The organism is Oleiharenicola lentus (genome assembly GCF_051660365.1).
Lineage (GTDB): Bacteria > Verrucomicrobiota > Verrucomicrobiia > Opitutales > Opitutaceae > Lacunisphaera > Lacunisphaera lenta_A.
Map to the genome: position 1 here is coordinate 2,278,183 of NZ_JBOZXB010000001.1, position 13,020 is coordinate 2,291,202.

The window sequence follows — 13,020 nt, forward strand, 5'->3', positions numbered from 1 at the left end:
ATGCTCCGTATTTTCCTCCTCACCGCATATTAAAACAACTCGCGCGTGATTGCGGCTTTGATGCGACGCGTGTCTCCACGCATTCGCTGCGTAAAACTTTTGTGCGCTCAATTTATGCTGCGTCCAGTCGCGACCTCATCCGCACGCAGCGCATCGTGCAGCATGCGTCGCCACTCACCACCGCGCGTTACCTCGAAGCGCAATCCGAACTCGCCGACTTAGTCCTCGGTCTCGGCCGCGTTGCCGATCCCATCACGACCATCCTCGCCGCACTCCCGCTCGCGTCCTGATTTTTCGCGCCTCGCTCACGCACCCCACCACCACTGCGACATTACGCCTAATTTGTTGCACTGACCAAGTGCCCGTTGGGAAAATCTCGGTGCTCGGGGGAGCGGTGATTCACTGTCTGCTGCGCGAGTTCAGATCGCCACCGCTAGATTTTATACTGCGCGTAATGTCTAATCTCACAATTTGCGGTGCAAATCTGTGCGCGGCGGCCAGCGATTGAGAGCACGGGTTACCAACGCCGCTGGCGAAAGCATGTCGTTCGGTTGCGCCCTGGCAGCGGAACCAAGATTTTTTGAGTAGGCCCTTCTCGGGCCAGTGAAATGTTTCCGACAGAGTCTTTCACTCGTCGCTAATCCCCACTTCAGAATAGATCGCCCAAGCGGCTGAAATTGCTCCAATCCACGAGCGGATAGTCATGCCGAAGTGGATCCCAGGAAATGACCACGATTTCATACGTGGTGTAACGAATCTGCTTAAGGAATTTCGCCGGCTTTTTGCTGAAGCCACCCGGATCAACTTCGATCACGAGGGTGGTGCCGTCCTTTTCGGAAAGAACGAAATCAGGCCACACGCGCTGGTTTCCGCCGAGACTGAGTAGGGCGTGGCAGGGCTTTGCGAATGGCACGCGCATCTCCCGCAAGATTCTGGCGCATTTCGGTTCGAATCGACTCTCAGGAAAAGGCATCCCGTAATCGTCGACCGGGACGAAGGCCACGTCCGACGCGCGGATCATTCCACCGGAGGCTTGTACGCGACAAATACACACCAGCTCCGTCAGCGACCCGTGCGCGAACCAAGGCGCCTTATCTTTCGGTGGTCCCCAGTGGTTCCAGAGTTTTTGATCCATGTGGATCCAATCGGACACCATACCGTTTAATTGGAACATGATGTTGTCCGGGTTGGACGGATCGGGAGTCGGGCGCTTCAGCCGGCCAACCAAGAACACACGATTCGGTTTCTTCCGGGTTGCGGTCCAATCCTGAAGCGATTGGTCGATTTTCTCCGAAAGATTCCCCGCGGAGCCTAGTGCTTCCAGAAAAAGAACGGGGTGTCGCATCGACCTTACCCAAGCAGGAGTTTTCGTCGCCGCCTGCTGCAGCACTGCCAGCATTCCGAAACCGTTCAGGAACCTTCTACTGCTCGCGTTGGAAACGTTGAAGCCGGCTTCCTCCATGAGGACCACGAGCGCCCCTCCCAAAGAACGAGACGGTAACGGTGTTGCCCCGATTCGCGACGCGACCCTCGCTGCATAACCTCCTACGACTTTCTCGCGCGTGGCTTTCGTGCGCCTCGCCGCCAGTGGGTCGGTCAACACGAGTCGGAAGGTGGCCGCGCCTTTCGTGGTGCCGCAAAGTTTGGCGACATCAATATCCTTGGCCACCAGTTCTCGAAACGCCGTGGTGGGTTCGCCACGAAAACGCGGGCAGACATGTTGCGATCCGGGCCAGCGGCGGGCGCCAGCCGCAGCGTTGCCGACGCCTTTGAACAGGCAGATCCTGCCCTGCATCTGCTCTTGGCGGCAAAGTTCGCAGGATACCGGATGGTCGCCGGCAAATTCCTTAATCTTGGCCAGGTCGGTGCCTTCTGAAGCGGCGCGGACAGTGAAGCGACGTGATGGGCCACCATTCTTCACGATAAGGATATAGTCTCCCACGCCGCCCGAAGCAGGTGGACTGCCGGTGTGTAACGACGAAGCGTTGTTATCCGAACTGGAGGATTGGGACGTGTGGGACATGCCTACATCCTAGCACTCGGCCTTTGGGCCGGATTTCTTCAACTGGATAGCCATCGCTGGTGCTAGAAAGCGGCAGACACCGCGTTAGCTGCGAATCTGACAAAATACGGGGCGGGTAAGTTTGGGCCGGCGCAATGAGTGCGAGGCCGTGGACAAAAAGATCTTTTCGGCGGGTTCGCATCTTTCGGGAAATGATCGCCCGCTTTATTGAACCACTGGAACGTCACGCCCTCCTAGACGAACTGAAGAACAGCCGGGACAGGTTGCTCGTCCAGATGGGGCTCAACACGGGGCTCCGTGTGGGGAGCCTGCTTTCGTTGCGCTGGAAGCAACTGGTCTGGGATGGGACGCCGGTGCCGGCGATCGAAGTGCCGCGGAGAAACCTGAAAGGCGGTAAGGGCCGCCACAAAAAATCGGTTTCGTCTCACCGGCTGGTGGTCAATGAAACGCTGCGGCGCTTCATCATGGAACACATGCAGGCTGAATTTGGCGGGAAGCCGCCCCCGCCGGAGGCATGGGTGTTTGCCAGCCGCAAGCGTTGGCCCGGAGTCATCAGTCGCCAGCATGCGCACGCAATTTTGACCGCAGCAGCCGCCCGGGCTGGACTGGCTCCCGGCGTGGCGCCGCACAGCCTGCGCCGCTCTTTCGCGGGTGACCTCTATGAGCTGGGCGGCCATTGTCTGCTCAAGGTCCAGGTGGCCTTGGCGCATAGCTCGCCGGAGGTGACTGCGATGTATCTACGGCCGGAGCAGGACGCGGTAGACGACCTCATCCGTGGACTGCCTTTCCATACCCAAGCGGCCGCATCGATCGCGTCTGAGTCGGAAGCTCTAAGTTGCATCTCTGGGGTATGAAGTCAGGCACTCCAATCATCGATGCGGTGGGGATGGACCGCGCGAACCATATCTTCCAAAGCATGCTCAAATGCAGGGCCCAACTCGATCCTGAGGCCCAGAGATCGCTGGACGACGCGGTCCTCGAGTTCATTGGCCGGACTCCTCTCGCGCTGGCAACCATCATGCTCGATCGGACGTTGCCCGACACCCATCCAGGAGAGCTCGAAGCGGTCCTCCGACGGGCCTATGAGCGGGCTTCTGAAGTGGGGCGCGACCGGGTGGAGAAGCATGCCATGGATGCCGGCTACTTCGACCTTTTCGGCCAGGCTAAGCCCAAGGATGCGAGGTTCCTGACCCGGTCTCAGCGGGCAGGGCTGGATCGCATGGTCGGACTGGCGCGATTGCACTTTGAAGGGCGAACCAAGCACGGCGTGGAGCTCCGCACCTTCCCCTTGGTCGTGGGGCCGAGCGGCACAGGAAAGTCCAACCTGGCGCGTCGTCTGGCGGATGAACTCGGCGGGCTCCCGGTCTTCACGGTCACCTATGGGACATGGATTGTCAGCGGCGCGCGGACGGAGACGAGCACGCTTCAGGAACTTCGTGCCGCCGTGGAAAAGTACGACCGTCTGATCATTTTCGTCGACGAACTGGACAAGGTGCATGCCACGCCAGACCCGTGGTCGCGATCCCTTTTGACGGAGCTGTTCGGGCTGTTGGACGGCCAACTGGGTGGGGTCGGTGGATGGACTCTCGAGCTACTTGGTTTGCTCAAAGCGAAAGCCTTCCTGGTGGGTGCAGGAGCTTGGCAGGACCTGTGGCATGGACCTGGCTCTGGTCGAATCGGATTCGATCGACCGGACCTTCCGCAGGCCGTCGCCGACCGCATCCGTCGGGCCCAAGTCATCCCACCAGAGTTACTGAACCGGTTCAACCCGGACTGGATTGTCCTCGACCCCTACACGGCCTCCGACTTCGAAAATATCGCCGCAGGTCTGAAGCTCCCGCCGGGGGTTGTGGACCCGGTCGCCGCCGCGGGCTCCGGTCTTAATTTCCGATGGCTCGAGGCCGCCCTGACGACCTACGCCCTGCGCCAAATGGAGTGCATGGAATTCTGACTTCGCATCTTTTGACGTAGTCCGATGGAACCCCGGCCTACTAGGCAGCCGGCGGCTGCGGTTCTGAACCGGTCTATACAAGATAGATTAACGCAGCGCTGGGAATCGGTCATTCCGCGCATTTTAGTGGCCCGTTTTTCGGCAGGTTTGACAGTTTGGTGGCCACTTTTTCGGCGGGTTTGACACTTTGGTGGTCGTTTTTTCGGCGGGTTTCGCAGTTTGGTGGACTGCGCCACAACCCGACTTTCAAGTCCACTACTCGTTCGACATTTTAGTGGACCGTTTTTCGGAGGGTTTGACAGTTTAGTGGCCACTTTTTCAGCGGCTTTGACACTTCGGTGGTCGTTTTTTCGGCGGGTTCGACACGTTGGTGGATACTAAAACGAGTATTGGCGGTTACGGGTTCGGCGGACGGTGCCCTCGTCTCGGTTTCCGGTGGCGTTGGATTCTCACGCGGAAGTGACGTGGCCGAGGCCGGCGAATGCACCTCGTCCAAGTGCCATCACATGCGAAGCGGAGCGTCGGAATCTAACGGACGAAACTTGTTACAGGCCCAATTCGTCCTGCTTCTCCAATGATGCCGTGCCCTCGGCTGCGCGCGTTAGAGTCTCACGCTCGCCCAACTCGCGAACCACCCTCTCAAGGTCCCGCTTCAAGCGATCTACTTGTGACGGTAGGAGGCGCCCCAAGAGTGGCCGTGCGAGGTCAAGTTTCCGGATCAGGAGGACGACTGCGTCGTTCTCGAGATTGACCCATAAAGATCTTTTCCGCCGACCGGCCTTCGTCTGCTTCGAGTAGTGGCGCTTGGAGCGGGTGGCGCCTTTCGAGGAAAGGTAGTCTGCATAATTATAGGTGGGCATAAGAAGAATATAGCATCTTCACACTACCTCTAAGAACGGTCGTTCGACGGGTTCCTTGAGGCTGTCGCCAGACTAATCCCGTCGATTGTCGGAGGATCGGAAAATGCGGGCCGTCGCGCATAAAGATTCGAGCAAAATTACGATAGGGGGATAAAAATCCCCGCTTCCGCACGGCTTCGTTGGACTAATTATCCGATCCCGCGCCCAGAGGTTTCCGCAGCTTCTCCATCGCTGGTTTCGCATATTCCGGGCGATCATAGGCGGCTTGTTAAATACTGGAGAAGGGCTTCGAGCACCGATCAGGCGAACGCCCGCGGTGCGCTAGCCCGCGCACGACGTGCGACGGTAACTGGCGGTCGGAACTGGTTCAGGTGGCTAGGAGCCGTGGGTCAGCAGAGGGCTGAACGGCTTAGGCCTTGTACGGGCAGCGCTCGCGGTGCACCGGTGATTGGGTCGCGACCATTGGCCATGGATCGGAGGTCTCTTAGGGTTGGATGGGCCATTCCTGACCGACCTCGATCACATCCGACATGCCCCTCCAGCCACCGATCCCTAGCGCCAGGTTCGTGTGCTAAAACTGTACCATGCATCAAACTGGAAACCGAAAAGCCGGCACGACGTGGGGCGCGTCTTGCTCCACGTCGTTGGCTGCCACTCTGCGCCAACGTCCCCAGGCTTGAGGGAAATTCGCCATGGGTTCTGTTCACAAACGCACGACAGTTTTTGAACGGCTCCGCGCCAGCGCACGTGGCGGACAGCCTTTCTCTCCCACCGCTGTGACAACGCGAGTCGATGCATCTGCACGCATCAGGAAAGAGGACTTGGGCATCTATGCGACAGTGGACGAGTTCGCGTCGCTTACTGGCCTCCGTCCATCCATGATCGAAGAACTGACGATCGCCGGGGCGCTCACGTATCTACGCATTTCAAATGAGGGTCTCCATGTTCACGTGGAAAAAGGCCTCCGTGATCTGGAGTTGCTGGAGCGGAGCCCATTTATGAAATTATCTCAGCCCTTCTCTAGCATCAGCGGCGACGGCGATTAATATTCCAAAACGCATTGGCTTCAGAGTCTCTGACCAAATTCAGATAGTTGGACAAAATGACATCTTCCGAGTTTCCAGCCTGAAGAGCTTCATCTCCCACACTACGGTAATTGCACATTAAGCATTGCGCGTGAAGCGTTGCAGCAAAACGCGCTTCATCCAAGCGCCGGGCGGTGGAGTCGAAAGGAGGTTAACGCTTTTTTTTAGGAATGATGTCCCAGAATTTTTCTGCCTCTTTCTGCGGGGTCAAATTCAGGTAATTGCTCCAAATCACGCCCTCGGAATTGCCGGCCTGCAGGGCGGCGTCACTTACGCTGCGGTATTTCCCGACCAGCATAGAACAGTAGGTGTGGCGAAGGACGTCATGTTCCAGCGCGAACTGCTTGCGCACACCGATATGTAGTTTTCTGAAGTTCGCGCAAATGATCGGAAACTTATTTAAGGGGAATCGTTTTAACCAGGCGACCAGGTTGGGTTGTAGTTGAACGAGGCGCGCCCGTTTCGTTTTCGTAATTTCAGCAGGCAACTTGAGCTGGCGGTTAACCAAATCGAAATGCTCGGGGAGCAATTTCGAAATCTCGCCATTGTCCCAGTCCGGACGGATGCCGGCGAAAAGACAGAGCGCGTAAAATGGAACGAGGCGGCCTTCTTTAAAGGATTCCAAGAACGCCATTAGGGTTTGCGCACGCTGTATGGTCAGAACGGCCGGAGCGGCTTTGCTCAGGGACTTTTTCTTGTAGGTGCGAATCGCGCTGGCGGGGTTTTTATCAATCCAACGTTCCTGAATGCAGAATTCAAAAAACGCCGTGAGATACCCGCGTCGATTCATCCAAGTCTTATTCGAAAAAGCGCCGCCATCTTTGCCTTTTGTGGTCTCCTTCAAATAATCGTGGAGCCGAGTGGTTGTGAAGTTAGCGAGCGGCTCTTCGGAGCCGAAATATTTCTCCAGCTCGGTCATCGCGTAACCGATGCGTTGGAACTGCGGCTCGGAGAGAGAATTCTTAATCCGGCGTCGTTCGGCGTCTGCCAGATAATGCTCGAGCGCGATGCGCAACGACAACGCGCTGCGAGGGGGTTGATAGTTTGAGGCGAACCAATCGCACGCGAAGCCAATGTCGATTTGCGGAAACTTCTGTTGCAGTCGATTCGCCGCGCTGGCCAATCGTGCGAATTGCTCGGCCGGAATGGAGGGAGCCAGGGCGCGGTAATAATCGGTCACATCCAGTAATCCGACTTTCGGAAAATCGCGCTGCAGTTGCAACGTGGCGACTTCCGCAATGCGGAGTTGCTCGGACGAAAGATGGGTCAGGAGTTGAGACTGATTCGGTTTCGTTCCGTTGATTTCGCTACTCTGATTTTCCGCGAAAGAAAGGGCATCAGCCCGCACGTCGAACTCGCGCCGAATTTGCTTTCGATCGCGGGTGCCGCGCACAAGCCAGTAGGGCGCGCCGCTCGGTCGTTTGCCCGCCGTGATGGTGAAACCTTTTGGTTTGTTCGCCATATCAATTTAGCGGGTAATTTAGCGGGTGACCGCCCGCGAGGCAAGTCAGTTTGTGTAACTGCTTGTCATCAAGCACTAACAAATGGTGGAGGTGAGGGGAGTTGAACCCCTGTGTCCCTGGCCTTCACGCGCCGCATCTACCTGTATAGCGTCTGAATTGATCTCGCCTTAGGGGCGCGTAAACGCGCGCTCCTCCTTCGGCCAGCCGTGGTTGAAGATACTGGCGGAGACGTCACGACGGCCGTCTCCGCTATTCCTGCTGTCGACGTTCCTATCCACTAGCAGGTGTCATGGTAGGAACGTAACCGCACTTAGGCGGCTAGGGGCATTTCTTCGTAGGTGCCGTTTATTTTGTTTCGAAGAGGGATTAACGAGAGACCTTCACTCTCGACAGGCAGCTGCGCGCTCTAACCAAGGATCGAATCCAGAACACCCCCGTAAAGTGGGAAAATGTGCAGATTGACCGAATGTGTGGAGCACACCGTCAAAGAACATGGGAGCGGGAACGTGCCACATCTCCGCGGGAATGCAAGCGGCGTGAATATCCAACGAGCCTCCGCCGAAAGGACGAATCGGTCGCATGCGCCGGTGCTCCGGTTGACGCACCGGGCGTTGCGGAGTCTAGTTCGGTAAAACCAATCGCGGCCGCGGTGGTCGCATTAACCTCATGTCTCCCGTAAACGAACCCAAGTCGGTCTCCCCAAAACCCGACGACGGCAAGTCCGTCATCGACATGTCCCAGATGAACGAGGGCCAGCGCGCCGCGCTCCAGGCCACGGAAGCCGCGCGTGAATCGCACGCCGACGATCGCCTCAGCTTCGTGGCGAATCTCTTCATGGGGCGCTGGACTCCCGAAAAACTTTATCCGGTCGGCGAGATCGATCCCGACGAGAAACCGCGCGCAGAAAAGTTTCTCGCCAACCTCGCCATCTTTCTGCGCGACCACGTCGACGCCGATTTGATCGATCGCACCGGCGAAATTCCGGAAGCGGTGCGTGCCGGTTTTCGCAAACTCGGTGCCTACGGTATCAAGATCCCGCAGAAATACGGCGGCCTCGGCTTTTCGCAGACCACGTATTGTCGCGCGTGTTTGCTGATGGCGAGCCACTGCGGAAATACTTTCGCGCACCTTTCTGTGCACCAATCGATCGGCGTGCCGCAGCCGATTTTGCTGTTTGGAAACGAAGAGCAGAAAGCGAAATACCTGCCGCGCGTGGCGGGCGGCGAATTGTCCGCCTTCGCGCTCACGGAACGCGGCGTGGGTTCCGACCCGGCGCGCCTCACGACCGAAGCGAAGCCAGAGGGCGACGATTTCATTATTAACGGCGAAAAATTGTGGTGCTCCAACGGCACGCAGGCTGGCCTGCTGATTGTCGCGTGCAAAACCCCGCCGAAAATCGTCGATGGCAAGCCGCGCACGCAAATCACCACGTTTGTCGTCGAAGCGAACTCACCCGGCCTCGAGATCGTGCATCGCAGCCAGTTCATGGGCTTGCACGCGCTCTACAACGGGGTGATTCGCTTCACGAACGTGCGCGTGCCGAAATCACAAGTCGTCGGTGGCGAAGGGCGCGGCTTGAAGGTCGCGCTGAGCACACTCAACTCGGGGCGACTTTCGATTCCGGCGTCCTCGATTGGTGTCGCGAAACGCTCGTTGCAAATCGCGCGCGAGTGGGGCGCGGAACGCATTCAATGGGGCGTGCCGATCGGACAGCACGCGGCGGTGGCGGAAAAAATCCGCCGGATCGCGGGGCACGCGTTTGCGATGGAAGCGATGTTGATCACGACATCGCGCCTCGTGGATCGCGACAAGCACGCCGACATCCGTCTCGAAGCATCAATGTGCAAAATGTGGGGCACGGAAAAAGCGTGGATGTGCATCGACGAACTCATGCAACTGCGCGGCGGTCGCGGTTACGAGAACGTGGAATCGCTCAAAGCGCGTGGAGAAAAACCTTATCCCGTGGAACGCATGATGCGCGATAACCGCGTTTCGATGATCTTCGAAGGCTCGTCGGAGATCATGCGGCTCTTCATCATGCGCGAGGCGTTGGATCCGCACCTGAAGATCGCCGGGATAGCGCTCAATTCAGAGCGCGCATGGAGCGAGCGTTTCAAAAGCGGACTGCACGCGGCGGGCTTCTATTTATTGTGGTATCCGAAACAATGGCTGCCGCTGGGCGGCGGCGCGCCGGCGGGCATGCACGCGCACCTGGCGGCTCACTTGCGCGAAGTCGCCGGGCTCAGTCGGAAAATGGCGCGCACGCTGTTTCACCAGATGGTCAAGTTTGGCCCGAAGCTGGAAAAGCGGCAGGTGCTGCTCGGACGCATCGCGGACATCGGCACGGATCTTTTTGCGATTTCGGCCGCCTGCGTCTTTGCGCAAAAGTTGATCGACGACGGTGAAGCGACCGAAAAGGTCTTCGTGCTCGTGGATGATTTTCACGCCCAAGCCCGACTGCGCATCGATCAGAATTTCCACGGCATCGGGCACAACGCCGACGAACACGGCTACGCGCTCGCACAAGAAATTATTCGTGGCGACCACGCGTGGATCGAACGCGGCCTGGTGTGAAGTGGTTTGGGGCGGGGCTCTGCCGTTCGATCCGACTGAGGCGTTTGACTTGCGACCTACGCGGCGGAGTGTGTTGACGTGTTTCGGAGGATTCTAATTCCAGTGCTGCTGGCGGGCGTGATGTGCGTGGCTGAAGCCCAAGACTGGACGGCGATGTCGCCCGCGACATTTGCACTTCGTGAGGAAGTGCACGCGCGTATCAATCTGGCGAATTTTAACCGCGAGCTGCTGGCGTGGGCGATTTTCCACGAGACCAACCGTGTGCGCGCGACGTTGAAACTACCCGCGTTGAAGCATCTGCCCAAACTCGATCAAGCGGCGGACTATCAAGCCGGAGTGGGTGCGTTGCTGGAGGTGGTATCGCACAGTAATCCGCTGCCCGATCTGGCGACGCTTAAAGCCCGGGTTGAGAAAGCCGGCCTCACTTTGAAAATCGCGGCGGAAAATATCGCGGCGACGACCATTCTCGAAGGAAACACCGGCGAACGCAGCGTAGTTGTGCAACGCGTCAATGGACGGACGGTGTTGCTGGATCCTGCGACGCGGCGTGAACTACTCCCGCGCACCTATGCGAACATGGCCGCTTCGCTGGTGCAGCAGTGGATGAATTCTCCCGCGCATCGAGTGAACATGGTGAGCACAGAACTTGAATTCCTTGGAGTCAGCGCGCGAGCCCGGCAAAGTCCGAACGGGCTCGACGCTATCTACGCGGTGCAGGTGTTTTTTACTCCTTTGGAGCCAACCGCGTCGCCTTCCGGGAAAAATTGAGCTCGAAAACAACGGATTAATCGAGCCCGGTGCGTGACAAGCGATAACTCGCGACGACGGGCAAATCCGCCGCGGCGAGATCGTGGCTGAGCAAGGCTTCGGGGCGAACCCAATTGATCGCGACGTGCTCGTGCGGATGCGGCGGGGGCGATTCGGGGGTAAGCGCACACACAAACGGAATCATTTCAATCACGACGGTGCCGTAGTCGTGCGTGAAGCGCGGCAGGGCGCGCGTGAGGTGAATCGTGCAACCGAGTTCTTCGTGAATCTCACGAATGATGGCGCTGGTCGCTTCTTCGTTAGGTTCGACTTTTCCTCCCGGAAATTCCCATTTCAGTCCGAGCAATTTATGCGGTGGGCGTTGTGCGATTAGCACGAGGCCATCACGCTCGATCAACGCGCAGACAACGGGAATAGGTGGCGAGGAACTCACACCCAGCGTTGATGGCCACGCTGGGTGGGTTCGCAATGCTTTGATGGAAGGGATTGGGAATTTGCGTTCGCGACTTCGGCGAGGGGTGGTCGCGACACAGGTAAATCCAAGTGCGACTCGTGGGATTTTTGGAACGGGTTGTCGCAAAATGGGTGCGCCCATGGCCGCTTCCGGCCCAGAAGTCGGCCGATGTTCTCGCGAACCGGGTGCGCCAGATGCGCTTTCGCGGGACGCCATTTCCATGGAACTCAGACACCTCAGAACTTTTGTCGTCGCGGCCGAGACGCTTAACATCTCCGCCGCCGCGCGACAGCTGCGCGTGACGCAGCCCGCGCTGAGCCGGCAGATTCGCGAGCTCGAGCACTCGGTGGGGCATTCGCTTTTTGTGCGGCATCCGGGTGGATTGCGGCTCACGGCAGCGGGGGTGGAACTGAAATCGCGGGGCGGCCAGGCCATCGAGGCGTTCGACCTCGCGTTGCGCTCGGTGCGCGAGGAAGGCACGAAAGAACCGGCAGTGATGCACGTGGGTTACTACGCGACGATCGACACCTGGGCGAAAATTCTCGTGCCGGCCCTCGATAAAATCGGACGCCGTTTTCACGAAACGAAATTTTCCGTCTCGGAGATGACGTGTGCGCAACTCGTCACGGGATTGCGCGAAGGGCGCATTGACGTCGCCGTGCTCGGGCCGGGCGATTATCCGCACATTCCCGGAATCACGATCGAACTCGCGTGCCAGTTTCCCGCGGCGGTGCTCGTGCCGAGCAATCACCGGTTGGCAAAAAAACGTCAGATCGACCTTGAGGAGATTCGCGACGAAGAAGTCATCAGTCTTTCGGAAGAATCGTCGCCGGGTCGCAACGCGGCCTTTATCGCGGCGTGCGCGGCGGTGGGATTCACTCCGCGCATCACGTATCTAGGAAGCAGTATTCCCGAGGCGATTTCGGCGGGAATCCAGCGGCAGGCGATTGGGATCGCCGGAAGTTTTGTGATGAATGCGCCGTGTCCCGGCGTGGCCTTTCTAAAAATCAAACCGCCGGGCGTGCTGCTCAACCTCTACGTCGCGTATGCAGAAAATTCCACGGCGGCGCGTTATTTGGGCGAGCTGATCGGCACGGAAGCGCGGCGCGTGGTGGGAAGAGTCTGAGCGCAAAGCGCGGAATTTAATTCGGCGGGGTGATGCGCAAACGGCATAGCCGGTCTAGCTTCATGGCATTAGCCAGCGCGGGGATGGCTTGCTAATCTCCGGTTCGAACCGACCGATCGCGGATGGGTTTGTGTTGTGTGCTCTGATGATGGGCGTCCGGACGGTCGGTTCTTTTTTCAACCCGATTACCCCGATGTCCCTGCAATTCTCGATCCATTTTTTCCTGCGTTGTTCATTGTGGATGGTGGGATTGGCCGGCAGTTCACTTTGGGTGAAGGCGGGCCAGTCGAGCCAGTTGCCGGTTATCCATGCGTTCAGTGTTTCCGGCCCGACGACGATCCATCGCGGCGAATCGACTGGGTTGCGCTGGCTGGTCGGCAACGCGACCGAAGTTTCCGTTTCACCCGACATCGGTGTTGTGACCGGCACGAGCGTGTTCATCGCGCCGCAAACGACGACGACTTACGTGCTCACGGCGAAAAACGCCCATGGCTTCGTGGCAAAAATCAAACGCATCACGGTGGTCGTTGCCGATGCGCGCGCAGAGTTTTCTGCCCAACGAAATGACTCAACGAAGCCTGAAAACGCGAAAAAGTCAGAGCCGTTGCGTTGATCGTTCTCATCTGGGCCGCCAATGATTGGCTTGTAAAGAGCCGGTCGGGGTGCTTTTACGCCAACTCTGCTGCGGGAGGAAAGTGGTTCCGTGGCGCCAACGC

Annotated in this window: 11 protein-coding genes and 1 other RNA gene; 8 read left to right on the top strand and 4 right to left on the bottom strand. The window is 58.3% G+C overall.

Translation table 11 applies throughout. From position 1 onward, the window contains the following. Positions 1 to 101: 101 nt before the first annotated feature. On the top strand, positions 102 to 290 hold the full coding sequence (locus ACRRQW_RS08555) for a hypothetical protein (RefSeq protein ID WP_438480865.1): 189 nt from the start codon (positions 102 to 104) through the stop codon (positions 288 to 290). 359 nt (positions 291 to 649) lie between these two features. Here ACRRQW_RS08555 and ACRRQW_RS08560 read toward each other — a convergent pair whose 3' ends face one another. Further along, on the bottom strand, positions 650 to 2,023 hold the full coding sequence (locus ACRRQW_RS08560) for a hypothetical protein (protein ID WP_438480866.1): 1,374 nt from the start codon (positions 2,021 to 2,023) through the stop codon (positions 650 to 652). Between the two features lie 191 nt (positions 2,024 to 2,214). Between ACRRQW_RS08560 and ACRRQW_RS08565 the strand changes: the two genes are divergently transcribed. The 3 genes from ACRRQW_RS08565 (at position 2,215) to ACRRQW_RS08575 (ending at position 5,880) form a co-directional block, all read left to right on the top strand. Then, entirely contained in the window at positions 2,215 to 2,877 is a 663-nt protein-coding gene (locus ACRRQW_RS08565) for a tyrosine-type recombinase/integrase (RefSeq protein WP_438480867.1), read from the top strand. Then, complete coding sequence (locus ACRRQW_RS08570) at positions 2,874 to 3,974, top strand: AAA family ATPase (RefSeq protein WP_438480868.1); 1,101 nt, start codon at positions 2,874 to 2,876, stop codon at positions 3,972 to 3,974. Before ACRRQW_RS08565 ends, ACRRQW_RS08570 begins: the two co-directional genes overlap by 4 nt. A gap of 1,552 nt (positions 3,975 to 5,526) precedes the next feature. Further along, complete coding sequence (locus ACRRQW_RS08575; protein ID WP_438480869.1) at positions 5,527 to 5,880, top strand: hypothetical protein; 354 nt, start codon at positions 5,527 to 5,529, stop codon at positions 5,878 to 5,880. Between the two features lie 190 nt (positions 5,881 to 6,070). On the opposite strand, the gene ACRRQW_RS08580 is transcribed toward ACRRQW_RS08575, so the two are convergent. Together ACRRQW_RS08580 and ssrA are read right to left on the bottom strand one after the other, a co-directional pair. Further along, positions 6,071 to 6,934 (bottom strand): tyrosine-type recombinase/integrase, encoded by an 864-nt coding sequence (locus tag ACRRQW_RS08580; RefSeq protein ID WP_438480870.1) that lies wholly within the window; start codon positions 6,932 to 6,934, stop codon positions 6,071 to 6,073. Positions 6,935 to 7,464: 530 nt separating this feature from the next. After that, positions 7,465 to 7,818: a transfer-messenger RNA gene (ssrA, locus tag ACRRQW_RS08585) on the bottom strand. 230 nt (positions 7,819 to 8,048) lie between these two features. On the opposite strand from ssrA, the gene ACRRQW_RS08590 reads away from it, so the two are divergent. Together ACRRQW_RS08590 and ACRRQW_RS08595 are read left to right on the top strand one after the other, a co-directional pair. Then, positions 8,049 to 9,956 carry an acyl-CoA dehydrogenase family protein gene (locus ACRRQW_RS08590; protein ID WP_438480871.1) on the top strand — a complete coding sequence of 636 codons (1,908 nt, stop codon included), beginning with the start codon at positions 8,049 to 8,051 and terminating at the stop codon, positions 9,954 to 9,956. Between the two features lie 126 nt (positions 9,957 to 10,082). After that, entirely contained in the window at positions 10,083 to 10,724 is a 642-nt protein-coding gene (locus ACRRQW_RS08595; RefSeq protein WP_438480872.1) for a CAP domain-containing protein, read from the top strand. 16 nt (positions 10,725 to 10,740) lie between these two features. On the opposite strand, the gene ACRRQW_RS08600 is transcribed toward ACRRQW_RS08595, so the two are convergent. Further along, positions 10,741 to 11,157, bottom strand: a complete 417-nt coding sequence (locus ACRRQW_RS08600; RefSeq protein ID WP_438480873.1) for a (deoxy)nucleoside triphosphate pyrophosphohydrolase — start codon at positions 11,155 to 11,157, stop codon at positions 10,741 to 10,743. Between the two features lie 241 nt (positions 11,158 to 11,398). Between ACRRQW_RS08600 and ACRRQW_RS08605 the strand changes: the two genes are divergently transcribed. Both ACRRQW_RS08605 and ACRRQW_RS08610 read left to right on the top strand, forming a co-directional pair. Further along, entirely contained in the window at positions 11,399 to 12,304 is a 906-nt protein-coding gene (locus ACRRQW_RS08605) for a LysR family transcriptional regulator (protein ID WP_438480874.1), read from the top strand. Positions 12,305 to 12,497: 193 nt separating this feature from the next. Further along, positions 12,498 to 12,917: a hypothetical protein gene (locus ACRRQW_RS08610; protein WP_438480875.1), complete on the top strand. Its 420-nt coding sequence runs from the start codon at positions 12,498 to 12,500 to the stop codon at positions 12,915 to 12,917. Positions 12,918 to 13,020: the final 103 nt, after the last annotated feature.

What these genes read in the sequence shown, in the direction of transcription:
- ACRRQW_RS08575 (WP_438480869.1), top strand. Translation starts at nt 5,527, where the DNA reads ATGGGTTCTGTTCACAAACGCACGACAGTTTTTGAACGGCTCCGCGCC.
- ACRRQW_RS08590 (WP_438480871.1), top strand. Translation starts at nt 8,049, where the DNA reads ATGTCTCCCGTAAACGAACCCAAGTCGGTCTCCCCAAAACCCGACGAC.
- ACRRQW_RS08570 (WP_438480868.1), top strand. Translation starts at nt 2,874, where the DNA reads ATGAAGTCAGGCACTCCAATCATCGATGCGGTGGGGATGGACCGCGCG.
- ACRRQW_RS08565 (WP_438480867.1), top strand. Translation starts at nt 2,215, where the DNA reads ATGATCGCCCGCTTTATTGAACCACTGGAACGTCACGCCCTCCTAGAC.
- ACRRQW_RS08560 (WP_438480866.1), bottom strand. Translation starts at nt 2,023, where the DNA reads ATGTCCCACACGTCCCAATCCTCCAGTTCGGATAACAACGCTTCGTCG.
- ACRRQW_RS08605 (WP_438480874.1), top strand. Translation starts at nt 11,399, where the DNA reads ATGGAACTCAGACACCTCAGAACTTTTGTCGTCGCGGCCGAGACGCTT.
- ACRRQW_RS08610 (WP_438480875.1), top strand. Translation starts at nt 12,498, where the DNA reads ATGTCCCTGCAATTCTCGATCCATTTTTTCCTGCGTTGTTCATTGTGG.